20 protein-coding genes and 1 tRNA gene are annotated in these 22,601 nt (G+C 69.6%); 10 read left to right on the top strand and 11 right to left on the bottom strand.

Annotated elements, in window-relative coordinates:
• Positions 1-91: 91 nt before the first annotated feature.
• The 4 genes from AB0B85_RS13735 to AB0B85_RS13720 all read right to left on the bottom strand — a co-directional run bounded on the left by AB0B85_RS13735 (position 92) and on the right by AB0B85_RS13720 (position 4,155).
• Positions 92-2,290: a cell division protein FtsK gene (locus AB0B85_RS13735; RefSeq protein WP_357406937.1), complete on the bottom strand. Its 2,199-nt coding sequence runs from the start codon at positions 2,288-2,290 to the stop codon at positions 92-94.
• A 98-nt stretch (positions 2,291-2,388) separates the two neighbouring features.
• Positions 2,389-3,183, bottom strand: coding sequence for an ABC transporter permease (locus AB0B85_RS13730; protein WP_357406935.1), 795 nt, complete (start codon positions 3,181-3,183; stop codon positions 2,389-2,391).
• Positions 3,184-3,319: 136 nt separating this feature from the next.
• Positions 3,320-3,562, bottom strand: a complete 243-nt coding sequence (locus tag AB0B85_RS13725) for a DUF6284 family protein (protein ID WP_357406933.1) — start codon at positions 3,560-3,562, stop codon at positions 3,320-3,322.
• 350 nt (positions 3,563-3,912) lie between these two features.
• Positions 3,913-4,155, bottom strand: a complete 243-nt coding sequence (locus AB0B85_RS13720; protein ID WP_357406931.1) for a helix-turn-helix domain-containing protein — start codon at positions 4,153-4,155, stop codon at positions 3,913-3,915.
• Positions 4,156-4,355: 200 nt separating this feature from the next.
• Here AB0B85_RS13720 and AB0B85_RS13715 point away from each other — a divergent pair, with 200 nt between their 5' ends.
• Positions 4,356-5,570, top strand: a complete 1,215-nt coding sequence (locus AB0B85_RS13715; protein WP_357406929.1) for a hypothetical protein — start codon at positions 4,356-4,358, stop codon at positions 5,568-5,570.
• On the opposite strand, the gene AB0B85_RS13710 is transcribed toward AB0B85_RS13715, so the two are convergent.
• The 4 genes from AB0B85_RS13710 to AB0B85_RS13695 form a co-directional block, all read right to left on the bottom strand.
• Positions 5,550-6,584, bottom strand: a complete 1,035-nt coding sequence (locus AB0B85_RS13710; protein ID WP_357406927.1) for an NAD-dependent epimerase/dehydratase family protein — start codon at positions 6,582-6,584, stop codon at positions 5,550-5,552. The two genes, AB0B85_RS13715 and AB0B85_RS13710, sit on opposite strands and share 21 nt — an antisense overlap.
• Before the next feature lie 65 nt (positions 6,585-6,649).
• Entirely contained in the window at positions 6,650-8,737 is a 2,088-nt protein-coding gene (locus tag AB0B85_RS13705; RefSeq protein ID WP_357406925.1) for a hypothetical protein, read from the bottom strand.
• A 98-nt stretch (positions 8,738-8,835) separates the two neighbouring features.
• Positions 8,836-10,347 (bottom strand): tyrosine-type recombinase/integrase, encoded by a 1,512-nt coding sequence (locus AB0B85_RS13700; protein ID WP_357406923.1) that lies wholly within the window; start codon positions 10,345-10,347, stop codon positions 8,836-8,838.
• A 68-nt stretch (positions 10,348-10,415) separates the two neighbouring features.
• Positions 10,416-10,488: transfer RNA gene (locus AB0B85_RS13695), tRNA-Arg, on the bottom strand.
• A gap of 160 nt (positions 10,489-10,648) precedes the next feature.
• Here AB0B85_RS13695 and AB0B85_RS13690 point away from each other — a divergent pair.
• Positions 10,649-11,344: a hypothetical protein gene (locus tag AB0B85_RS13690; RefSeq protein WP_357406921.1), complete on the top strand. Its 696-nt coding sequence runs from the start codon at positions 10,649-10,651 to the stop codon at positions 11,342-11,344.
• A gap of 29 nt (positions 11,345-11,373) precedes the next feature.
• Here the strand turns inward: AB0B85_RS13690 and AB0B85_RS13685 are convergent, their stop codons facing one another.
• Together AB0B85_RS13685 and AB0B85_RS13680 are read right to left on the bottom strand one after the other, a co-directional pair.
• Positions 11,374-12,405, bottom strand: coding sequence for an alpha/beta hydrolase (locus AB0B85_RS13685; RefSeq protein WP_357406919.1), 1,032 nt, complete (start codon positions 12,403-12,405; stop codon positions 11,374-11,376).
• Positions 12,406-12,565: 160 nt separating this feature from the next.
• On the bottom strand, positions 12,566-13,006 hold the full coding sequence (locus AB0B85_RS13680) for an HPF/RaiA family ribosome-associated protein (RefSeq protein ID WP_357406917.1): 441 nt from the start codon (positions 13,004-13,006) through the stop codon (positions 12,566-12,568).
• Between the two features lie 304 nt (positions 13,007-13,310).
• Between AB0B85_RS13680 and AB0B85_RS13675 the strand changes: the two genes are divergently transcribed.
• From AB0B85_RS13675 to AB0B85_RS13665, 3 genes are all read left to right on the top strand, one after another.
• Positions 13,311-14,126 carry a single-stranded DNA-binding protein gene (locus AB0B85_RS13675; RefSeq protein ID WP_357406915.1) on the top strand — a complete coding sequence of 272 codons (816 nt, stop codon included), beginning with the start codon at positions 13,311-13,313 and terminating at the stop codon, positions 14,124-14,126.
• A gap of 288 nt (positions 14,127-14,414) precedes the next feature.
• Entirely contained in the window at positions 14,415-15,512 is a 1,098-nt protein-coding gene (locus AB0B85_RS13670) for a cobalamin biosynthesis protein (RefSeq protein ID WP_357406913.1), read from the top strand.
• Positions 15,509-17,050, top strand: a complete 1,542-nt coding sequence (locus AB0B85_RS13665; protein ID WP_357406911.1) for a cobyric acid synthase — start codon at positions 15,509-15,511, stop codon at positions 17,048-17,050. Before AB0B85_RS13670 ends, AB0B85_RS13665 begins: the two co-directional genes overlap by 4 nt.
• 485 nt (positions 17,051-17,535) lie before the next feature.
• Here the strand turns inward: AB0B85_RS13665 and AB0B85_RS13660 are convergent, their stop codons facing one another.
• On the bottom strand, positions 17,536-17,937 hold the full coding sequence (locus tag AB0B85_RS13660; protein WP_357067235.1) for a rhodanese-like domain-containing protein: 402 nt from the start codon (positions 17,935-17,937) through the stop codon (positions 17,536-17,538).
• 299 nt (positions 17,938-18,236) lie between these two features.
• Here AB0B85_RS13660 and AB0B85_RS13655 point away from each other — a divergent pair, with 299 nt between their 5' ends.
• The 5 genes from AB0B85_RS13655 to AB0B85_RS13635 all read left to right on the top strand — a co-directional run bounded on the left by AB0B85_RS13655 (position 18,237) and on the right by AB0B85_RS13635 (position 22,597).
• Positions 18,237-18,863: a hypothetical protein gene (locus AB0B85_RS13655; RefSeq protein ID WP_357406909.1), complete on the top strand. Its 627-nt coding sequence runs from the start codon at positions 18,237-18,239 to the stop codon at positions 18,861-18,863.
• Positions 18,864-18,919: 56 nt separating this feature from the next.
• Complete coding sequence (locus AB0B85_RS13650) at positions 18,920-19,087, top strand: hypothetical protein (RefSeq protein WP_357406907.1); 168 nt, start codon at positions 18,920-18,922, stop codon at positions 19,085-19,087.
• A gap of 36 nt (positions 19,088-19,123) precedes the next feature.
• Positions 19,124-20,467, top strand: coding sequence for a dipeptidase (locus AB0B85_RS13645; protein WP_357407105.1), 1,344 nt, complete (start codon positions 19,124-19,126; stop codon positions 20,465-20,467).
• An 80-nt stretch (positions 20,468-20,547) separates the two neighbouring features.
• Positions 20,548-20,754, top strand: a complete 207-nt coding sequence (locus AB0B85_RS13640; RefSeq protein ID WP_030488220.1) for a hypothetical protein — start codon at positions 20,548-20,550, stop codon at positions 20,752-20,754.
• A gap of 250 nt (positions 20,755-21,004) precedes the next feature.
• The gene (locus AB0B85_RS13635; RefSeq protein ID WP_357406905.1) at positions 21,005-22,597 is read left to right on the top strand and encodes an ATP-dependent DNA ligase; all 1,593 of its coding nucleotides are present in this window, start codon (positions 21,005-21,007) and stop codon (positions 22,595-22,597) included.
• Positions 22,598-22,601: the final 4 nt, after the last annotated feature.

The following is a 22,601-nucleotide window of genomic DNA, read 5'->3' as shown; positions in this document are numbered from 1 at the left end:
TCCTAGCGTCCTGATCACGGTTCGGATGGCGTCCTAGGGGCGGTCCTAGGTCTAGGAACCCTCTGCTCCTAGACCTAGGACCGATCGGCGGCTAGCTCGCGTCCCGCTTCCGGTTACGCTCCGCAATCGCGGCGATGATCGCGGCGCGTTCGAAGCCGCCCCGGTTCGCGCCCTTGCCGGTGTCCGGGTCGGTGCCCCACGTCTGCCCGACCTTCACCCCGAACGGCTTCAAGGCGACGGTCACCTGCTCGCCGTCCCACCCGGTGTAGACCTCGGGCCGCAGCTCGGCCAGCCGCGCCGCCACCGTGCGGCACCACACCTTGGCCTCACTGGCGGGCACCACGGCGGTGATGTCGTCGAGCAGGTTGTAGGACAGCGCCTGGACCTTGGCGGGCTGCTCGCCGAGGGCGTGCCCGGTCAGCCGCCCGGCGGCCTCCCTGGCGATGCGGGCGCGGGCCGCGATCTTCTCGGCGAGAGGGCCGTCGATGTTGACGGTGGTGGTGATCCTCGCGTCGGCGCCCTCACCGACGAAGTAGCCGGTGCCCTTGTCCGTCCAGGCGAACATGGTCGCTCGGATGCCCTGCTTGTACTGCGAGGTACCGAGCACCATGTCGTTCTCGGTCTGCCCCATCACCTTGAGACAGAACCGCGTCGACGCGTTCGCCGAGATCCCGGTCGGCAGGCTCTTAGCGTCCGGCCGCTGGGTGGCGAACACCGGGATGATCCCGAGCGCCGGACCGCGCTTGACAAGGTCGGTGGCGATGGCCTCCAACTCCTTGCCGTACGTGGTGTGCTCGAACCATTTCTGGCACTCGTCAACCCCGACGACCAGCGGGTGCAACCCAAGGGACTTCTTCGAGGCCAGCTCAGGCGTGACCTTGTTCTCGGGGCACAGGTCGCGGGGGAGATCGCGGATCACCTTGGCCCGGCGGCGCAACTCGTCGCGCAGCTCCCGCATCCCGGCTACCGCGTACTCGATGTCCTCGTCTTCCTCCCCGGCGCGGTAGCGGTGCGCGACCTGCTCCAACGCCGACAGGTCGCCGGTGCCCTTGAGGTCGTACGCGTGGATCTCCGCACGCGGATCGAGTGCGGCGATGAGCAGGACTTCCCGCAGCGTGAACGTCTTGCCCATGCGGGGGATGGACCCGATGACCATTGCCATGAACATCAGCGTGAGGTCGACCCACCGGCCGCGCGGGTCGGTGCCGAACGGCTGCGGCCGGAACAGGTCCACCGTGCCGCCCTTGAGCAGCGGCCACACCGGCTTACGCGCCTTGGACATGTCCTGATCCCCAACCCAGAGCACGAGCCGGCCGGGGTGCACCTCGGGCTGTCCCTCCGGCCACACGCAGCCCAGCGGGCGGGAGAGGCCGGCGGCGAGCTTTTCCCGCTTCTCGATGACCTCGGTCGCGGTGACGCCGTTGGGCAGCTCCACGTCCGCGCGCCAGCCGGGGCCGTCGCGGGTGATCGGGGCGGGGAACCAGTCCTTGCCCCGGTCGCCCTTGGACAGCGCCTGGTTGATGCCCGTGATCCCGAGGTTGCCCAACGCCCGAACCACCACATCCGAGGTGAGCTTCTGCACGCGGGGCACGACCACGGCGGTGTCGAGCAGCGGCTTATCCGCCGGACGGCCCAGCGCACCGAGCCCGGCCAGCAGCGCGGCGAGGGTGGCATAGCGGGCCTCGGCCGGGGCGAGGGCGTAGGCGATACCCAACGCGGGCAGCACGCCCAGGACGACGGCGGCGGTGATGAACCCGCGCCACCGGACCCGCTGGTCCCGCAACCGCGACACCTTGAGGTACATCTCCGCGTCACCCTTGTCCGCCGTCACCTGGCGCACATGCTCGCCCTGCAAGTCGAACAACCAGCGACCCCACCCGCCGAGCAGTCGGGCCGCGCCGCGCGGCGCCCGCCACGCGAGTTTGCCGGCGTACTTGGGGGTGCGGGTCAGGTGAAACGCTCCGGCGTGGAACAGGTGCCCGATCGTCCACCGGGCGGCGTCGCGCAGCTCGGCGCGCGAGCGCAGCCACGCCGGCACGATCGGCCGACGCTTCGCGTCCTGCAACCCCGCCACCGTGAACCGCGGCGACCGCTGCGCGGCCGGCGAATCCACCAGACGAGGGCCGGTGTCGCCCGGGTTGCTGTCGTTATCCGGCGGGGTGGGTGCCTGCCGGCGGGAGCGGGCGGCGTCGAGGTCGACCACGTCGGCATCCGGGCCAGTGGTGGGGTTGGTCAGGTCATTCTCGGCGGCCTGCCAGTCGAATCGGTCGTCATCTCGGGGGGACGTCATGATGGGTGTTCCTCCATCTGATCCATGAGGGTCGGGGGTTGAGGGCCGGCGGCACGGCACGGGTTTCCAGGCCACGAGGGCCGTGCCGCCGGGCGGAACTAGTCGTGATTGCGGACGAGGTGCGCGAGGGCGGCGCCCATGCCGAGCACCGCGACCGGGAGGCAGGCCACGGCGGTGGTGATCCACCACGGGGCCGAGGTGACCCCGGCGGCCTCCAACAGGTGGTAGGCGACCTGCCCGAGCGCGCCGATCGCGAGGGAACCGAGGGCGGACCACTTGGCGAACCGCCGTGCCCGCTCGGGCACCCGACCGGACAGCCACACGTAGAGCGCGTACGCGCCGTACGTCTCCACCCCGATCGGGAGCGTGATCGCGCTGTTGATGGAGAAGCTGTCCCAGATGCCCGGCAGCGGGTGCACGATGCCGAACCCGGTGAGTCCGCCGAGGCCAACCCACCCGGACCAGATCGCGACGAACGCGGGCAGGGCCAGCAGCACCACCGGCCAGGCCACCGCCCGCCGGTTGTCCGTCGAGTCGGTCTGGTCGGCCTCGATGGCGACCTTGGTGCCCGGGTCTGCGACGGGTACTGCCTGCTCCGACACGACCGGCGAGCCGTGGTCGGCGGCCGGCGGGACGTGCGGTGCCGGTGGCAGGTCGGCGATCGGGTCCGGGGTGGTGTCGGCCGGGTCCGTAGTGGCTTCGGTGTCGGCCGGCGGGGTGTCGGTGCGGGCCAGGGCGGCGAGGATTGCGTCTGCCTTCGGACCGCCGACACGCAGTTCCTTCTTGATGCGGTTGCGCGACGGGATCTCGCCGAGCTGGTCGGCCAGGTCTCGGGCGGCGGGGATCAGGTCTTCGACGGGCCGGGGAAAGGCCGACAGCGTGGGGGCGGTCATGACAGGTGTCCCTCCGATGCATCAGTGCCGTAGATGAGCGAGAACAGGGTTTGTTGCAGGGGCAGCAGGTTCGTGCCGCACCCGTCACCGTCAGCGGGGCAGGGGGTCGGGGATCGACGGCTCACGGTGGCCCTGCCTACGCGGCCTGGCTGGCGACCGAGCGAACGGCAAGCAGGGCACGCGCTTCCCGCAGCACCCGCCGCTGCGCCCGACGAAGCCGCTGCCAGTCCAACTCGGTCGGACCGGCATCACTGGTCAGCGCAACAATCTGTGCGTCGAGCAGCAGAACCTCAGCCTCGATCAGCGGCAACTCCTGCTCGATCTCGGCGAGGTCAGCCCTGCTCGGTTCGATCTCCGGGGAGTGGTTCGAGTCGGTCACTTTCGAGTCCCTTCTAACTGATCTGGCGCTCCTAGATGCGCGCCTCTGTTGCGCAACAAGGTAGCGGTACGCGGGTCTGTTGCGCAAGGGGGTAGCGGTATGTTGGTCCGATGAGTGATGCGCGAGATGGGCTGTCAGCAGCTACGAAGCGGTACCGGCGTACTGAAGCTGCTCACGAAGCCGCACGCGAGGCGGTGGTTGCGGCGGTGATCGCGGCGCTTCGTGATGGCATTGGGCCCGCTGAGGTCGAGCGATTGTCGCCGTTCAGCGGTGCCTACGTCCGGAAGCTTGCTCGGGAACACAGCGTCCCTCCTGCGCCGCCGGGGCCGAAGCGGGTCGCCCGGTAACAGTCATCCAGCGGCCCGCAATGCGTGGTTGCTGGCGTCCACCAGGCCGTTCGTCAGCGCGGACGCCTCCATGTCGTCGATGGCGCGCGTCGGGATAACGAAGCGGCCCCGGACCTTGATGGCGGGGAACTGGCCGGCGTGGATCGCCCGGTAGAGGGTCACCTCCGACATGCCGAGAATCGCTGCGGTGTCCGCGACCGACCGGAAGCGGGGGCGATCGTTCTTGAAGGCGAGGGGTTCAGCCACGGGAGTCTCCTCAGTAGTCTGTGGTTAGCGTTCCGTCCGGCTTGCTGAAACCCAGTGAAGTCGAAAGCCAGCGGAGCGCCCATGCAAACCCAGTGCAATGCGCGGCAATCCGATGCAACTTGCAAGCTCGGGAGACCACGGTGGCGACGGTAGATCGGTGGACAGGAAACCTCGCCTGCTCGCTTCAAGCTGCCGCCGGAATGACGAACGAGGGATTCGCGGCATGGCTCGGGATCGCGACAAGAACAATCGCTTACTGGCATAGTCGACCCGACACTGTTCCTGGAAACGCGAATCAAGACGTGCTGAACGCGGCCCTGGGTCGTGTGTCGGATTCGGTTCGATCTCGGTTCTTCGAAACCCTCTGCTCAGTGCAGCCAAAGGGAATTGCTGGCAGTGACGGCGTTGTTCTGGATGGTGTGAGCGCTGCTGCCGACTCGGTTGCCAACGATTCCTTGCTGATGAGTCTTGCTCTGCCGCACGACTCTATCGAGTCCTTGCAGGAAGACGTGACGCTGCTTGCTCGGTCGGGCGGCATGGCAGCCTTCGACGTGTTCAGCGGCGCCCGGCGGTTGCGCGACGAGGCAAGGGCTTTAGTCGAGCGCACCCGTCGGCCCGTTGAGCTGGCGGATCTGTACGTAATTATCGGGCAGAGCGCATCTCTGATGGCTTCCACTGCCTTCGATCTCGGGCACTGGAACGAGTCGGCGGCACTGGCCAGGGCATCGACGCAGTACGCCGACCTGGCCGGACACGCATCATTGAAGGCATGGACCTACGGCCTGCAAATGACACTTGCCAACTGGCGCAACGAGCCTGATTCCGCACTGAGCTACTTCGCTCGTGCCATGCGAGCAGCCCCGGAGGGGGAGCCGAGGCTGAGGCTCCGCTATATCGCTTCCCGCTCTCATGCTTTGCTCGCGGATTCCGATTCAGTCGCTGCCGTTTTGGAAGCAGCCCAGCGAGACAGAGAATCGGCAGCGGAACGACCCGACGAACTCGCCACCTCCACCGGCGGGGAGTTCGCATTCGGCGAAGCACGGGCGGCGGCATGTGCGGCGGCGGCATGGCTTGACCTCCGAAACGGCGAGCAGGCCGCGAGGTACGCCCGAGAGGCGTTGCAGGTGTACGAGGCGTTGCCCTCGCCCAGGCGGCCGTACTCGCAGATCAACGGGACGCAGATCGATGTAGCCGCTGCTCACCTCCACATGCGAGACAAGGACGGTGCGGCTGAAGCGCTGCGTACCGTCTTGGACCTGCCGCCGCAGAAGCGCAACGTTTCGCTGACAGGCCGGCTGTCGCGGATCGAGCGCCTGCTGAGCGAATCGCCGTGGGACCGCGACGCGGACGCGCGCCAGCTCGCCGAGCGCATCGCGGCGTGGTTGTCGGAAACGTCAGCCCGTCCGCTCACCTGACCGGTGCCAGGCGGCCAGCACCTGCTCTTCCTTCTCCCGGCTGATGCCGATCTCGGCGGCCCGACCGTGGCTGCTGACCTCGCCGTTGTCCACCATCCATCGCCAGGTGTCGCGGACGGTCAGCGAGAGCGGTCGGCAGCGCAGGCCGGCTGCCTGCGCCATGGAGCTGTCGACACGCCACACGCCGTCGAACGTGCGCCAGAGGGGCAGCTCGGACCACTGCCGGACGCCTTGGCTGAGCAACGCCTCATCGGGCACCCAATCGAAGGAGGCGTCACTCCGGGTCGCGTGGGCGCAGTCCGCCAGTAGTCCGCCGAAGGTCGCGCCGCCCACCGGGGCGCAGACGTTGAACGCACCGGAGGAACCTTCGGTGATGGCGTGGAGTGCGAATGCGGCCAGGTCGCGCACGTCGACCGGCTGGATGGTGCGGTCAGGGGCGCCGGGTGCCAGAACTCGCCCACCAGCAGCCACGCGACGCAGCCACCACGGCAGACGGCCGACGTACTCACGCGGACCGAGTACGACACCGGGGCGCAGGATCGTCGTCCGATCTACTCCGAACGCGGCGACCGTTGCTGCCTCGCAACCGGACTTTTGGTAGCCGTATTGGGTCGGCCCGTCCTCGGTGTCCGTGCCGTAGTCCGGACCGGCGTCAGGCGGGCAGTAAAGCACTTCGGAGCGTTCGGTGAGCGGCTTCAAAGGCCAGTCTCGGTAGACGCTGACCGTGGACATGAAGACGTAGCGACCGGCAACGGAGGCGAGCGCGCCGGCCACGTCGAGGGTGTTCCTCGGCACGTAGCCCGAGGTGTCGACCACCGCATCCCAAGGGCCGGCAGCGGAGAGGGCTGCGACGTCTTCGGAGTTGGTCCGATCTCCCCGGATGGGCCGTACAGCCTCTAGGAATGGATCCGACGTACCCCTGTTGAACGTCGTCACCTCCCAGCCAGCATCCAGAGCAGCCGTGACGATCGCGTGGCCTACGAACCAAGTTCCGCCGAGTACCAGCAAGCGCATTGGACCATCATGCCGTACAGACGAATCACGCTGCATGGAGAGCTAGCCTGCCGTCGGCATGGGGTTCAGGATACCTTCCGAACTACGCCGTCGTAACGGTCCTCGATGTGGGTATCTTTTAACTTCCCTGCGCGGGCTTGCCGGACAAAGGTTTTAAGATCACGAATTCCGAGAGGCAGTACCAATGCGTTCTTGTCGGCGGATATGCGTTTTATATGCGTTAGGTACGAGGGCTGCATGTCCCCTCTAAAAGCGATGATGGCGAACTTTCCGATCGTGTCGTTCAAGTAGTAGCTCACCTGCTGGAAATCGTCGGCCTTGAGGTCGACGTAGTTCTTGCATTCCCAGATCACCTGCGTCGCGCCATATCGCTGACGAATAATTGCCCAGAAGCCCGAATGGGCTCGAATGGAAGCAATCCAGTCACGGATGGCTTCACCTTCCACTGTCCTGGCTCGCGCTTCCACGTTATCCAGCGCCCTAAAGAAGCAGAGCCGGAGAACGTCCCCCACTGCATCCTCAAAGCTGCGAGACCCGGCATGGCCGAGTGGAATCGTGTCCAACCGCTCCGCAAGATCCGCGAGGTGCTCCTCATAGGATGTCGGGTCCAGGCCGCCCGGCAGTTCGCTGACGATTCCAACCCTGCCCAGCTCGGTGCTATCTGGCAAGGAGCGGATGAGAGTGTCTTGAAGGTCTAGTGCGTCCCAGTAGCACCGGTGGACGGCGATCGTGACTTCACTGTCAACGGCCGGTGGGCTAGTGTCTTGCGGGCCGAGAGCCCGGAATTTAACGGGCCGGCCCGGCTTTTGAATCCCAACGAAACCAACGTCGTAGAGCATTCGGACGAAGCGCTCGGGTGCCTGATGTTCGTATATCCAGGACCCGCATAGTCGCTGAACTTCCTTATCCGCAAGCAGCCCGTCTATCAGGGACTCAATTCCAGTGACGGTGAATCTCTGGCCCAGGCCGTAGAAACGCGTAAGCACAAGTGCGACTTGAGGGTAGTTTTCTGCGTACTCATCGCCCAAATCCTTCAGGCGGTTGTCGGAGAACTTGCGGCGCGCTCCCTCAATGTCTTCTAAGAGAATCTTGTCGTGGCCGTTTTCCTTGGCGGCATCTATCGCATGCGAGACGTAGATGAGAATATCGCGAGGGCGGTTATGGCAGAATTCGAAGATTTGGTCCCTGGCAGTCGGGCCATCTTCGAAGAACGCGTTCCAGGTTGGACCGCCGAGGGGTAGTTTCGCGATTAACGCCCGGTTCAGTCGCTTCTCAACCAGTTCCATAAGTTGCTTCTGTGTCCAGGCCAAGCCGGATATAGAGGTTTCAAGCCGCGATGATTCTGAATCTCGACTGCGCACCCGCTCGAAAATGTTTTCTCTAAGGAACATCAGCACACGCGCCCAGGGTATCTGCGTGGAGAGTTCTAGGCAGGCATGCAGGAATGCAGTGAGGTAGGTGAGAGCCTGATCTGAGGCATCCCAGAAGTCATCAATGCTGTCGACGAGGAGTGTGTATGAGCCGCCGCCTTGAAGCGTCTTCATTTCCTCGATTAGCAGCTTTGTTTCCTTGTTCTCCGAAACTATCTGCTGATCATCCTCAGATGCTACGGCCCGCGCTATCCGGCGTATGGCGTCGATCGCTCTGCTATCGAAGTCTTGGGCGCAAGGCCCGAGAAGCTCCTGAGAAATCCCGTTGGGGAGCGCTGCGTAGGTTGTGTGGTGACTGCGCCAAAGTAGCAGGAGTTCATCTGCAAGAACCCGCTTGAAAGCGGCCACGAGAGTTCGGAACGGCCCCTTCCGTGGATTTTGCAGGAGCGCGAGATCGAACATTTGTGAGGAGGGGGAGAAGATCTCAGGGATGATCGTCTGAGTGTATCCGCCGTGCGATTCACAATAAGTCCGCAAGGCTGTCTTCCCGGTGCCCCGTCGTCCCACATAGAAGTACTTTCCGCTATCCGGCTCTAGGGCGGCATTGAACGCTGGCGTTAGAACGTAGATCCCAGGATCACCAAGGGCTGGATCGTACTCCGCGAACGATCCACCGACGTTCAGTTTGGCAATAGCCCCCTTCGGGATTCGGCTACCTGAGTCCGTTTGCTGTTTTGGAATCACTGCACTTGGCAAGCTGTTGCGCCGCGACTTCCTCGCCATCGGACCCCCTAGGACCATAGATTTCGGGATGGTCTCATATGGAGAGAGTGGGACGTCGCACCTCCTGCTCGCGCGTGTCGTCCTACATGGGGTGTTTGTCAGGACTGCTGATGATGTTTATTGGGCGCACCTGCGACGGTGGCTCGGCGGCCTCGGACAACGCTGACCATGCCCTCTGCGGTCAGCGCAGCCAAGGCGCGGTGAGCGGTACCGACCGAGACGCGGTGCGTCGCAGCCAGTTCGGAGACCGCCGGGAGGCGGTCGCCGGGCCGCAATCGACCGGCCGTGATCTGCTCGCGTAGATCGGCGGCGATCCTTTTATACGGACTGCCTTCTACCGTGCGCTCCGGCGGCGCGGCGGGACGGGGAGGCATTCGAGCCGCCAGTGTCCCTGCGGCGCGCTGGTCCGACTCCGACAGCCAGGCCGCGTAGACCCTAAGCGTGGTCGTCCCGCCGCCGCCGTGTCCCAGCCGGCCGGCGACCGTGCGCACGTCGACACCCGCGTTGATCAGCTCGGTCGCCGAGTAGTGACGCAGAGCGTGGATGTGGCTTTCGATCCCGAGCCGAGTAGCAAGCCGGCCGTACCGCTGGGTGATGGTGTCGGGCCGGTAGCCACGACTGTTGTCCGGCTCGGGGGAGAAGACGTAATCGGCAGGGCCCGCGTCTGCGTCGAGCTGCGCCAAGCGGTCGAGGTACCGGCTGTGCAGCTCGCGCAACACTTCGATCGTCTCGGGGTCGAGAGCCACCCGCCGCTGCTGGTGCGTCTTGGTGTCCTTCTCCCGCAGCTCGCCGTGTTCGTCCAGGTAGGCGCTGCGCCGCAGCGTCAGCACACCGGCAGTCAGGTCGAGATGCTGCCAACGCAACGCGCACAGTTCGCCGCGCCGGGCGCCCGTCGTCATGGCGAGCCAGACCAGCGCCCCCCAGTCCGGATCGCGCCACGCCTCACTGATGATGCGGGCCGCGTCGGCAGGATTCGGCGGCTGCGGGTCGGGATGCGGCGGCGCAGGTGGTTCGGCCTGCCCGGCGGGGTTGACGGCGATCCAGCGCCACCGGACGGCGCGACTGAGCGCACCACTGAGGATCCAGTGGATCTGACGCACGGACGAAGCGCTGAGCGGCTTGCAGGCGTGAGGCCGGCACTTCGCCGTGCAGGCGTGCTCACCTTCTACGCGGTGCTTCACGTACGCCTTTCCGCCGCACCAGTCGCGGCAGCGGCGCAGGCTCGCGTAGAACGACTCCAACGTCTCAGCGTCGAGTCGGCCAACCGGCAGTTTGCCCAGCACTGGCCGTACGTGCTTGTTGAGCTTGTTCACGTAGCCCATGCGGGTGGTGGCCTCAATGTCGGCCACCTCAAGCCATCGGTCTAGGAGTTGGTCGAGCGTGGCGCGGGTGCGCGGGTTCCGCCGCTCGTCCACCTGGGCCAGCAGGCGGGTACGCGCCTTCTCGGCTTCCTTGGCGGCGGTGCGGCCGGCGGGGATGACCTCGGTGAGGTAGTGCCGCTTGCCACTGATCGGGTCGATGCCGGCATAGACCTTCACCCGCAGTGACCCGCTGGGCAGGGTTTCGATCTCGCCGCGCTGGCGCTTGGTGCGTCCGTTCGAGGCTGCCACGGGGCCACCGTAGCGCGCTCGCACCACGAATAGCCCCACGCGAGACGGTCGGATTGAGGAAGTACCTGTGCGCCCGGCAGGATTCGAACCTGCGGCCTTGGGATTAGAAGTCCCCTGCTCTATCCGCTGAGCTACGGGCGCGTGTGGCGTGGATGTCGCGCCCAGAGGGTACCGCCGCCCAACTGTCCGGCGGCGAAAAGGGTGCCCGCGTCCACGTTGCCGAGCAGGGTCTCACGTTGACCACGCGGCGGGCATCCGGGTTCCCCCGAACCGGCGTGGCCCCGAACCGTACCTTTGGCTGGTGCTGCTGGATCCCGACGTCGAGAACGACGTCGCCTACGAGCTGTGCCAGATCGTCGGCCGTGCCATCCTGCCGTACCGGTCGGGCGACGACTTCGGCACCGCGTTCTTCTTTCGGGGTGGCGAGGACCCGGTGGGGGAGTCGCTGCTGACGGCGGCCGACCTGGTCGGCACGCCGGGTGGTGAGCTGGGGCTGCGGGCGAGCGTGACCGAGCCGGCCGGGGTCGCCCCGGCCGTCGTCCCCGCGGTCGAGATCGTGCCCGGCTGGTCCCGGTTCCCGCCCGACGGCGTGGCGGTGCTGCCGACCGCGGGTCTGCACCGGTACGCCGGGGACGGCGGCTGGCGGTGGCGGGTCCAGCCGGTGCCGGCGGGGATCGCCGCCGGGCCCGAGGTGGTCGCCCGTCTCACCGCCGACGCCGGTTCCGCTTTCGTGCTTGCCCACGGGGTACGCGAAGACGGGTCGCGCCCGTTGGAGGTCGCGATCGAGCGGGTGGTCCGCGACGGGGACGCCGTCCAGATCACCACCGAACTGCCGCAGGGGTACGTGGGTGCCCCGGTCTTCGTCGTCCAGCCCGACGCCACGGGGGAGTTGTCGCCGTACTGCCTGGGTCTGGTGCTGCCCGGCGTCGGGGCGCACCCGGTGGTGACCTTCGACCGGATCCGTGCGGTCCTCCCGGCGGCGTCCGGCGACGTCTGAGCGGCGAGCCGCGTCGGTCTTCGGATCGGTCAGCCGCCGGTTGTCGCCGCGCCTGCCGCCGCCGTGTCTGTCGGTGCGGGGTTGGTGGTGACCGGGTCGGCGGGCGCGGTGGGGCCGGCGGCGAGGAACGCCTCGGCCCAGCGGCCGACCTCGTCGAAGACCTTCCTGCGGACGGCCGGGCCGGAGAGCGTGAGGTCGTGCAGCCCGCCGTCGAAACGGGCCAGTGTGACGTGGCGGCCGAGGCGGGGCGCGTACCGGACCATGTGCTCGACGTCCAGCACGGCGTCGGCCAGTGTCGCGTTGTCATGCCACTTCGTGCCTCGGAAGGAGCGGGTCGAGCAGGCCAGCAGCACCGGCACCTGGATGTCCAGACCGGCGCGCAACCGGCGTTGGCCGGTGCGGATCGCGTTCAGCCAGCCGGCCCGGACCGGGAACCCGGCGAGCGGCTTCCAGGCCAGGTCATAGGTCCACTCGCCGCGGTGGTCGGAGTGGATGCTCTCGCCGTACACAGTGCCCAGGCCGAACGGCAGGATGCGGTGCGGCGCCCTGCGGCCCAGTCGGGAGACGGCGGCCGCGAGGGGTCGACGGACCGCCCAGGGGGCGTTCAGGTCGAAGAAGGGGCTGTTGAGCACCAGGCCGTCGACGGTGCCGGTGTCGCGGCGGGCGTCCGCCCAGAGCGAGAGGATCAGACCGCCGGTGGAGTGGCCCATCGCCAGCAGGGTGTCGTGCCCGTCGTCCGTGCGAATGATCTCGGCGGCGGAGTCCAGCTCGGGAAAGTAGTCGCTGATGTCGCGGCAAAAGTTGGGGGTCTGGCCCGGGAGCAGACTGCGACCGTATTTGCGCAGGTCGAGCGCGTAGAAATCCCAGCCGCGCTCGGCGAAGAAGTCGGCCAGGTGGGTCTGGAAGAAGTAGTCGACGAACCCGTGTACGTAGAGAACGGCCCGGCCGGTGGGGCGCTCGGCCCTTCGCCGGACCAGTGTCGCGACGACCGGTCCTTCGTCGTCGGTGCCCAGGTCGATCGTCTGCCGCTCGTACGGCGGCCCCAACACGTCCGGTTCCACGCCCGCGACGCTACGCCGCCCCACCTACCCGACGGTAGCCCCGCCCCCGCCCGGCCGCCCGGCCTCCCCGGCCGATCATGGAGTTGTGGTGATCTACAAAAGGGGTATTCGTGGATCTAATGCCCGCCACAATTCCATGATCGACTCGGAGGGGTCAGGGTCAGGCTGTTTCCGCGTCGGCGCGGCTCGGGTCGGCGGTGGGCAGCTGCTCCTGGTCGTCGGTGGGGTTCAGCTCGCCCTGGGGCTGCGGGAGGTCGCGCAGGTGCTTGTTGTGCCGGGGTTCCTGGCGGGTCTTGGCGTCGTTGAGCCGGCGGCGCAGGTCGTCGCGGACGTCGTTGAGCGCGGCGTGCAGGTCCTCCTCGGCGGAGGTGGTGACGATCTTCTGCCGGCCGGCGATCCAGCACTCCAGGGTGACCTTCTGACCACGCGCTTCCCGGTCCTTCACCGACACCTCCAGCTCGGTGGCGTCGGCGTGGAAGCTCGCCAACCGGGCGTCGAGCGTGGCGAACTGCTCGGCGATCCAGTTGCGGTCGCCCTGCGAGAACCCGGCGCCCACCCGCAGGCACTCTGCGACGGTGGCCGGGTTCGCCGCGGCGCTCATCGCCGAACCTCGGAAGCGATCGCGGAGCCGATTCTGGTGATCATCATGGCGCTGACCTCTCGTCGACGTGGAGCTGTCGGTGGTGCGTTGATCATGTGCATACCCAAAGTGGTTGGTCTCGGAAACCGCTGACGCCCGGCCGGCCGGGTTGGCCGTACCACACCAGGGCGTGATCAGGGCGTTGTCCACAGGCGGGTTCGTCGTCCACAGGTTGGGGTCGGGCGCTGGTGATGCCCGCCCACAGCACCGAGGCTCGGTATCGAGTCGACTCGCGCTGGCAGGCCCCGATCCCCCTGGAGGGACGATGTTCGACACTTATGTAACAATAGTCGGCAATGTGCTGACTGCTCCGGAATGGCGGCGCACCAGCCAGAGCAACACGCTGGTGGCCAACTTCAAGGTCGCCTCCACCGCCCGTCGACTCGACCGCGACAGCGGTCGGTGGGTCGACGGCAATTCGCTCCGCGTACGCGTCAACTGCTGGCGCAAGCTCGCCGAGGGCGTGGCGGCCTCCGTGATGGTCGGCGATCCGGTGGTCGTGTGCGGGCGGCTCTACACCCGCGACTGGACCGACGACGCCGGCAACCACCGCACCCTCTACGAGTTGGAAGCGGTTGCCGTCGGCCACGACCTGTCCCGGGGCCGGGCCCGGTTCCTGCGCAACCGACCGAGCTTGACCACGAGCACGGTGGAGGACGCCGAGGCCGAGAGCCGGGTGCACGGCGAGCCCACCGAGCCGGTGCCGGCCGGGCACGAGCCCGTGCTGCCGGTCGACCGCTCGCTTGACGACGACTTCGAGCTGCCCGACTACGCCGCGCTGCGGACCAGCCCGTTCGTCGACGACCCGATGGCCGGCGAGGGCCCCGCGATCGGCGACTTCTCCTCGTCCGACGATTTCTCCCCGTCCGGCGGGGTTCCCCCGACCAGTGGGGCGATCGGGCCGGGCGACGCCCCGACCGGTTTCGACGTCGAGTCGGGGCGTCCGCCCGAGGGGGATGACAACGGCAACGACGCCGACCTGGACGACGAGTTGGAGCCGGTGCCCGACGACGGGCCGCCAGAGCCGGTGCCGACGGGCCGGGGGCGGCGTGGTCGGGGCCGGGTCCCGCAGCCGGCCTGACCGCTCGGCTCAACGATCGAACGTTCGCGGCGGCTCGACGTTCGCGGATCGGGCGGCGACCGGGCGATCGGGGCCCGGTGCTGATCGCCGGTGCCACGGCGGGGCGGCCGACGCGGCCGGGCACGACGGGGGCGGGGTGGCGGCGCGGCAAGCGTCGTCACCCCGCGTGACAGCAGCCCAGGGGCGTCGGCAAGGGCCCGGTGCGAGGCACTGGTAGCCCGAGCGCGCCGTGGGTCGGCGTGGTTCCCGGGACGCTCGTCTAGGCTGGCCGGCTTGGAGGTGGTGCACGTGCGACGGAGCGCGCCGGTGGCGAACGCGGTGGGGCTGCTGGCCGGGTACGCCCTGGACAGGCTGCTCGGTGATCCGCGCCGATGGCACCCGGTGGCCGGCTTCGGGCAGGCCGCGGGCGCGCTGGAGCGCCGTCTCTACCGCCCGGACCGCACGGCGGGCGCGGCGTTCACCGCGCTGGCCGTGGGCGGGCCGGTGCTGCTCGGGGCGGTCGCCGCCGCAGCCACCCGGCATCGGCCGCTGACCCGGGCGGCGCTGGTGGCCGCCGGCACGTGGACGGTGCTGGGTGGCCGCACCCTGCGCCACGAAGCCACCGCCATGGGTCGGACGCTGCGTGACGGTGACCTGCCCGCTGCCCGACGACGCCTCGGCCACCTCTGCGGGCGGGACCCGTCGACGCTGGGTGAGTCGGAGTTGGCCCGCGCCACCGTCGAGTCGGTCGCCGAGAACACCTCCGACGCGGTCGTCGCCCCCCTGGTCTGGGGTGCGGTCGCCGGCCTGCCCGGCCTGCTGGGCTACCGGGCGGCAAACACCCTCGACGCGATGGTCGGGCACCGGTCGGCGCGCTACGCCCGGTTCGGCACACCGGCCGCGCGGTTGGACGATCTCCTCAACCTGGTGCCGGCGAGGATGACCGGGCTGCTCACCATCGCCGTCGCGCCGATCGCCAACGGGGATCGGCAACGGGCCTGGCAGGTCTGGCGGCGTGACCGCAACGACCACCCGAGCCCCAACGCCGGCCAGTGCGAGGCGGCGATGGCCGGCGCGCTCGGCGTCCGCCTCGGCGGTCGCAACGTCTACTTCGGTCGCTCCGAGGTGCGGCCGTTCCTCGGCGACGGTCCCCGCCCGGAGGCCCGTCACCTCAAGCGGGCCGCCCGGATCTCCGGCGCGGTCGGGCTGGCCGCGGTGGGGCTGGCCGCCGCCTACCCGGTGACCCTCGGCCGCCTGGTTGGTGCCGTTGGTCGCCGTGGCCTCGGTGCCGTTGGTCGCCACGGGTCCGCTGCCCTGGGTCGCGGTGGGCACGGGCTCGCTGCCCTGGGCCGCCGTGGGCAGGGGCTCGGTGCGGCCGGCTGGTCGCGACAGGCGAACGGGCGGTGAGCGGCGGGCTGCTTGTCGCCGGCACGACCTCCGACGCCGGCAAGAGCGTGCTCACCGCCGGCATCTGCCGCTGGCTGCACCGGCAGGGCGTGAAGGTGGCGCCGTACAAGGCACAGAACATGTCGAACAACTCGGCGGTGGTCGTCGGGCCGGACGGGCGCGGCGGCGAGATCGGACGGGCCCAGGCCATGCAGGCCGCCGCCTGCGGCCTCGCGCCTGACCTGCGGTTCAACCCGGTCCTGCTCAAGCCGGGCAGCGACCTGGCCAGTCAGGTGGTGCTGCTCGGCGAGGCGGTCGACACGATCACCGCGGGCACCTTCCGGCACCTGCGCCCCCGGCTCGCCGAGACCGCGTACGCGGCACTCGCCGAACTGCGCGACACGTACGACGCGGTGATCTGCGAGGGCGCCGGCAGCCCCGCGGAGATCAACCTGCGGGCCGGTGACTACGTCAACATGGGGCTGGCCCGGCACGCCGACCTGCCCACCATCGTGGTCGGCGACATCGACCGTGGTGGCGTCTTCGCCTCGATGTTCGGCACCGTGGCCCTCCTGGACCGGGCCGACCAGGCGCTGGTCGCCGGCTTCGTGATCAACAAGTTCCGCGGTGACCGCGGGCTGCTCCAGCCAGGGCTGGACATGCTGGGTCACGTCACTGGTCGCCCCACGTTCGGGGTGCTGCCCTGGGCACTGGACCTGTGGCTCGACGCGGAGGACTCCCTCGCCTACGGCCGGGTGCTGGGCCGCCCCGCGGCGCCGCACGGCACCGAATGGTTGGACGTGGCGGTCGTCCGGCTACCCCGGATCAGCAACGCCACAGACGTGGAGGCGCTGGCCACCGAGCCGGGCGTTCGCGTCCGGCTCACCATCGAGCCGGCCGAGTTGGCCGCCGCCGACCTGGTCGTCCTGCCCGGCTCCAAGTCCACCGTCGCCGACCTGGCCTGGCTGCGCGAGACGGGCCTCGCCGACGCGGTGACCACGCACGTGGCGGCCGGCAAGCCCCTGCTCGGCCTCTGCGGTGGTTTCCAGATGCTCGGCCGCGCCATTCACGACACCGTCGAGAGCCGGCGGGGCAGCGTGCCAGGGCTTGGCCTGCTGCCCATCGAGATCACCTTCGATCCGCGCAAGACCGTCCGGCAGTCGGTGGGCACCGCCCACGGCGACGTCGCGGTGCGCGGTTACGAGATCCACCACGGGTACGTCTCGCACACCGACCCCACCCTGGCCCCGTTGCTGACCGGCGACGACGGTGTCGGCGAGGGAGCGGTGTCCGGTCCGGTGCACGGCACCCACTGGCACGGGGCGTTCGAATCCGACGGGTTCCGCAGGTGGTTCCTCACCGAGGCGGCGCGCCTGGCCGGGCGCAGCGGGTTCCGGGTCGCGCCGACGACCAGCTTCGCCGCCGCCCGGGAGCGTTCCCTCGACCTGCTCGGCGACCTGGTGGAGGAACACCTGGACACCGCCGCCCTCTGGCGGCTCATCGAATCCGGCCCACCCGCCGGCCTGCCCTTCATCCCACCCGGCCCGCCACCATCCTGACGGTCTGCCGTCCCACTCGGCCCGCCACAGTGCTGCCCGGCCCGGCCCGGCCCGGCACCGTGCTGCCCGGCCCCTCGTCCGGGCTGCTCGGCTCCCCACTGTCGTGACGGTCTGCCGTCCCACCCGGCCCGGCCCGCCGTCCGATGCGGAGTGTGGGCGGGCATCGAGGGGTGATCGTGCTCGATCCTTGTTGTAGTGGCCTCGTGGCCGAGGGGAGGGGCCTCTTTCCTGGATCGAGCACGATCTTGAACCGGCCACCTGACGAATCGGTCCATGATCCGCGCACTTTCCCTGAAACTGCTGCCTCACCAGGCCGGGAGGCAGCAGTTTCAGGGAAAGTGCGCGGCGTTTCAGCATCCGGCGCGGTTGTCGCCGTGCATCGTCGGTGTCGGTGTCGGTGTCGGTGTCGGTGTCGGTGTCGGTGTCGGTGTCCGGGGTCTTGGGTCTGGGGTCTGGGTCGTGGGGCCTTGTCCGGATGGACGGAGTCAGGGGCGGATGTCGGCGGGCCGATCACTGGTGGGCAGACCGGCGGCGAGCCAGGCGTCCACACCGCCGATCATGTCGGTGGCCCGGCGTAGACCAAGGGTCTGCAGGCTGGCGGCGGCGAGGCTGGAGCTGTAGCCCTGTCGGCACACCAGCACGATCTCCCGGTCGTATCCGGTGGCTTCCGGGATCCGCCAGGCGCTGGCCGGATCAAGCCGCCATTCCAGCACGGTCCGGTCGATGACTACCGCACCCGGCAGGTCGCCCTGTTCACGGCGTTGCAGGTCGGTGCGGGTGTCGACAAGCAGCGCGCCGCCGCGGACCGCCTCGACGGTCTGCTGCGGAGTCAGTCGGTGCAGCCCGGCGCGGGCCTGTTCGAGTAGGGCGTCGATGCCGGGGCTCATCACGTCTCGGAGCACCACCCGATCATGCCGATTTGGTAGCGCCCCGGGCGGCGAACGGGCCGCCCGTCACCCGTCGCCGCCCCAATTCCCCCGGACGTGACGGCACCCGGCCAGGTTGGTCAACCGGACGTGTCGGCACGGCCGTCGTCGACAGCCGTTGCCGCGTGATCCACTCGGCTGCACGAACACCGCGGTGTCCCGCCATCGGGATACCGCGACATCGATGATCTGGAGCCGATCATCACTGGACTGCTGTCGGGCGGCATACTTCGGTAATGCGCCGGGCGAGGCTGTGCTGAATGCCGGCCGTGGTGGTTGTCGAGGCGTACGCCGAGTTGGCTCGTCGGGTGCTCGCGGGCCCGGCGCGGTTGGGGCGGACCCGGCTCGTCGCGGTGGACGGGCCGAGCGGCGCGGGTAAGAGCCGGTTCGCCGCGCACCTCGCGGATGCCCTGGCGGCTCGGCTCGGCGGCGCCCGCCCGCCCGTGGTGCACACCGACGATCTGCTTGACGGTTGGGACGATCAGGTCACCTTCTGGCCCCGGCTCGACGAGGAGGTGCTCGCCCCGCTGCGCCAGGGGAAACCCGGTGCCTACCGGCGCTACAGCTGGGTGCGGCGGCGTTTCCTGGCCCGGCCGGTGCCCGTGCCGGTGGCGCCGGTGCTGGTGGTGGAGGGGGTCAGCGCCGCCCGCGCGGTGGTCCGGCCGGAGTTGACCCTGGCGGTGTTCGTCACCGCGCCCGCGTCGTTGCGGCTGGCCCGCGCGGTTGCCCGGGACGGGTCGGAGATCCTGCCCGAGCTGCGGCGCTGGCACACCGGGGAGCGGGCGCACTTCGCCGCCGACGACACGGCCGCCCGGGTGGACCTGCTGGTGGATGGCGCGCCGACGCTGCCGCACGACGCGGACCGCTATTACGTGCGCCTCCGCTGAGCGGGCGGTGGACGGCCGTCAACGGCAACGGCACGGTGCGAAAAGGCAACGGCACGGTGCGAGAAGGCCGCGACGACGACGGCTCGACACGTGTCTGCGAGGAGATCAAGGTGGCTGCCGCCACCGAGGCGGCGGGCCGCGCACAGCGTGCCGGTCGGGCCGCCCCGGGTGCCGGCCCGGCGGACGACGGTGCCGGTACGGGCTCCGCGGGCACGCCCCGGTAAGGCCGGCATACGATGCCGGTCATGACCTCACCGATCATGTCCGAGTCCGAGGTGCGGGCCGCCGTCGAGCGGGAGATGCCCGGCGTACGCGCCGACCTGGAACGCCTCGTCCGCATCCCCGGCATCGCCTTCGAGGGTTTCGACCACTCGCACGTGGAACGCTCCGCCGAGGCGGTCGCCGAGTTGCTGCGCGGCTGCGGCCTCGACGTCGACATCGTGCGTTCCGGCGGCCAGCCGGCGGTGATCGGCCGGCGGGCCGCTCCGCCCGGTGCCCCGACCGTCATGCTCTACGCCCACCACGACGTGCAGCCGGTCGGCGACCGGTCGCTGTGGGAGTCCGACCCGTTCGAGCCGGTGGAACGGGACGGTCGGCTCTACGCCCGGGGTGCTGCCGACGACAAGGCCGGCATCATGGCGCACGTCGCGGCACTGCGGGCGTACGGGGACGCGCTGCCGGTGGGCGTGGTGCTCTTCATCGAGGGTGAGGAGGAGTACGGCTCCGACTCGCTCGAGCGGCTGCTCGCCGAGCACCGCGACAAGATCGCCTCGGATGTCATAGTGATCGCCGACTCCGGCAACTGGGACATCGGCGTACCGGCGTTGACCACCTCGCTGCGCGGCATCGTCAACTGCTTCGTCGAGGTGCGCACGCTTGACCACGCGGTGCACAGCGGCATGTTCGGTGGCGTGGTGCCGGACGCGCTCACCGCGCTGGTCCGGTTGCTGGCGACGCTGCACGACGACGCCGGTGACGTGGCGGTGGCCGGGCTGGTCGGCCGGGAGGGCGCCACGGTCGACTATCCGCAGGACCGGGTCCGGGCCGAGGCCGGGTTGGCCGAGGGCGTGCAGTTCATCGGCACCGGCCGGATCACCGACCGACTCTGGACCAAGCCGGCGCTGGCAGTGCTCGGGATCGACGCCCCGGCCACCGGCGAGGCACCGAATGCCCTGGTCCCGGCCGCGAAGGCGAAGGTCAGCATCCGGCTCGCCCCGGGCGACGACCCCAAGCGGGCGTACGCGGCGGTGCGTGCGCACCTGGAGCAGCACGCCCCGTGGGGCGCCCAGGTGACCGTCAGTTTCGAGCACGACGGCAACCCGTGCGTGATCGACGCGTCCGGGCCGATGTTCGACGCTGCCCGGTCGGCCTTCCGGACCGCCTGGGACGGCACCGACCCGGTGGACATCGGTGTCGGCGGCTCGATTCCGTTCATCGCCACCTTCCAGGAGATGTTCCCGAAGGCGGCGATCCTGGTGACCGGTGTGGAGGACCCGCACGCCCGGGCGCACGGCCCGAACGAGAGCCTGCACCTGGGTGAGTTCGCCAAGGTCTGTCTCGCCGAGGCGCTGCTGCTGGGCAAGGTGGCCGCCGCGGCCAGTTAGGTGTCGGAACGGCGGCGATTTCGGGCCTGATCTGGGAGTTAACGGCGTGTCGGGCGGGCGGTTGTTATAGCCTTTCGTACATGAGTACGAACGAGGTGATGGCCCGGTTGGGGGCCGCTGTCAGCGCACTGGGAGATGTCGACGTCTCCGCGTGGTCCGAGGACACGCTCAACGAACAGCTCGGTGAGCTCTCCGCTGCTCTGGTCGCCCTCGACTCGGTGCTCTCCCGGGTCGCCGGCGAGGTCCGCGCGCGGGGGTTGCGCATCGAGGAGCCCATCTCAGCTTAGGGCCTGCTTCATGAGGACTGGCCGGCCTGCGGCGGTCCCGGACGACGCCCGGCGGCGTTGCGGTTTCGTCCGGATACGACACCGGTATCCGGACGAAACCGCGCCTTGCCGGATCGCCGCCCGGACTCCGCCTCGGCTCGACCGCCCTCATGAAACAGGCCCTGATCCGTCGTCCGCGGAAGCGGGCGGCACCCTGCCGACACCGCCCGGGCACGGCAATGCCCGGGCGGTGTCGGAGGTGACTGGCAGGATGGGCGACGTGCGGTTCCTCGACCTGGCAGCGACGTCCGCGGCCGTCGGCGCCACAAGCGGCCGGCGGGCCAAGGTGGAGCTGCTCGCTGACGCGTTGCGCCGGCTCGACCCGGCCGAGGTCGAGCCGGGCGCCGGCTACCTCGCGGGTGAGCTGCGCCAACGGCAGACCGGCGTGGGCTATGCGAGCCTCCGTGACCTGCCGCCGCCGGCCGCCGAGCCGACGCTCACCGTGGCCGCCGTCGACGCGGCCATCGAGCAGCTCGCCGCTGTGCACGGCCCGGGTTCGCAGGCTCGGCGCCGAGCGCTGCTCGGTGCCCTCTACGCCGCGGCGACGGCCGAGGAGCAGCGTCTGCTCACCGGTCTGTTCGGCGGTGAGCTGCGGCAGGGCGCCCAGGCCGGGCTGCTCGCCGACGCGGTGGCGCGGGCCGCCGACGTGCCGGTGGCGGCGGTCCGCCGGGCGTTGCTGCTCGCCGGCGACCTGCGCGCCGTGGCGGTGGCCGCGCTGGCCGGTGGCGCGGCCGAGTTGGCCGGCTTCGGCCTGCGGGTCGGTCGACCGTTGGCGCCGATGCTCGCGCAGAGCGCCCCCTCGGTCGACGAGGCGCTGGCCGCGACGGGCACCCCGGCGGTGGTCGACGTGAAGCTCGACGGCATCCGCATCCAGGTGCACCGGTCCGGGGCGGACATCGCCGTCTTCACCCGCAGCCTCGACGAGATCACCGGCCGGGTGCCCGAAGTGGTCGCCGCGGTCCGGGCCCTGCCGGGGCGGGAGTTGGTGCTCGACGGCGAGGCGATCGGCCTGGACCAGACGGGGCGTCCACTTCCGTTCCAGCAGACGTCGAGCCGGGCCGCCCGACGCACCACCCCGAGCACCACCGGGCGCACCCCGGTCGCCCCGGCGGTGCTCGCGGCGGCAGCCAGCACCGGCGCGACGGTGCTCACTCCGTACTTCTTCGACCTGCTGCACCTCGACGGGCAGGATCTGATCGACCTGCCCGGCCGCGAGCGGTGGGCCGCCCTCGCCGGTGCGGTGGATTCGTCGCTGCTGGTCGGGCGGATGGAGGTCGACGGTCCGGAGCAGGCCGCCGCCGCGTTCGCCGCCGCACTGGACGCCGGGCAGGAGGGCGTCGTGGTCAAGGCACCGGACGCCCCCTACGACGCTGGTCGGCGTGGTGCCGCCTGGGTCAAGGTCAAACCCCGGCACACCCTGGACCTGGTGGTGCTCGCCGTCGAGTGGGGCAGTGGCCGGCGCAAGGGCTGGCTGTCCAACCTGCATCTGGGTGCGCGTGACCCGCACACGGGTGGCTTCGTCATGCTCGGCAAGACGTTCAAGGGGCTCACCGACGAGTTGTTGCGCTGGCAGACCGAGCGTTTCCTCGACCTCGCCGTGGAGCGCGGCGACTGGGTGGTGCGGGTCCGCCCCGAGCAGGTGGTGGAGATCGCCTTCGACGGGGTGCAGACCAGCTCGCGTTATCCCGGGGGGATGGCGCTGCGGTTCGCCCGGGTGGTGCGGTACCGCGACGACAAGTCCGCCGCCGAGGCGGACACCATCGACGCCGTGCGGGCCATCCACGCCGGCCGGGTTGCCGGCTGACCGG

Source organism: Micromonospora sp. NPDC049044 (assembly GCF_040649215.1).
Lineage (GTDB): Bacteria > Actinomycetota > Actinomycetes > Mycobacteriales > Micromonosporaceae > Micromonospora.
Note: the sequence above shows the minus strand (reverse complement) of the source record. Positions and strands in the feature narration are given on the sequence as shown.

Bases quoted from the DNA above. Each gene is read 5' to 3' on its own strand.
- AB0B85_RS13735 (WP_357406937.1), bottom strand. From the start codon at position 2,290: ATGACGTCCCCCCGAGATGACGACCGATTCGACTGGCAGGCCGCCGAG.
- AB0B85_RS13730 (WP_357406935.1), bottom strand. From the start codon at position 3,183: ATGACCGCCCCCACGCTGTCGGCCTTTCCCCGGCCCGTCGAAGACCTG.
- AB0B85_RS13715 (WP_357406929.1), top strand. From the start codon at position 4,356: ATGACGAACGAGGGATTCGCGGCATGGCTCGGGATCGCGACAAGAACA.
- AB0B85_RS13710 (WP_357406927.1), bottom strand. From the start codon at position 6,584: ATGCGCTTGCTGGTACTCGGCGGAACTTGGTTCGTAGGCCACGCGATC.
- AB0B85_RS13705 (WP_357406925.1), bottom strand. From the start codon at position 8,737: ATGGCGAGGAAGTCGCGGCGCAACAGCTTGCCAAGTGCAGTGATTCCA.
- AB0B85_RS13680 (WP_357406917.1), bottom strand. From the start codon at position 13,006: ATGAGCGCCGCGGCGAACCCGGCCACCGTCGCAGAGTGCCTGCGGGTG.
- AB0B85_RS13675 (WP_357406915.1), top strand. From the start codon at position 13,311: ATGTTCGACACTTATGTAACAATAGTCGGCAATGTGCTGACTGCTCCG.
- AB0B85_RS13660 (WP_357067235.1), bottom strand. From the start codon at position 17,937: ATGAGCCCCGGCATCGACGCCCTACTCGAACAGGCCCGCGCCGGGCTG.
- AB0B85_RS13655 (WP_357406909.1), top strand. From the start codon at position 18,237: ATGCCGGCCGTGGTGGTTGTCGAGGCGTACGCCGAGTTGGCTCGTCGG.
- AB0B85_RS13645 (WP_357407105.1), top strand. From the start codon at position 19,124: ATGTCCGAGTCCGAGGTGCGGGCCGCCGTCGAGCGGGAGATGCCCGGC.
- AB0B85_RS13640 (WP_030488220.1), top strand. From the start codon at position 20,548: ATGAGTACGAACGAGGTGATGGCCCGGTTGGGGGCCGCTGTCAGCGCA.
- AB0B85_RS13635 (WP_357406905.1), top strand. From the start codon at position 21,005: ATGGGCGACGTGCGGTTCCTCGACCTGGCAGCGACGTCCGCGGCCGTC.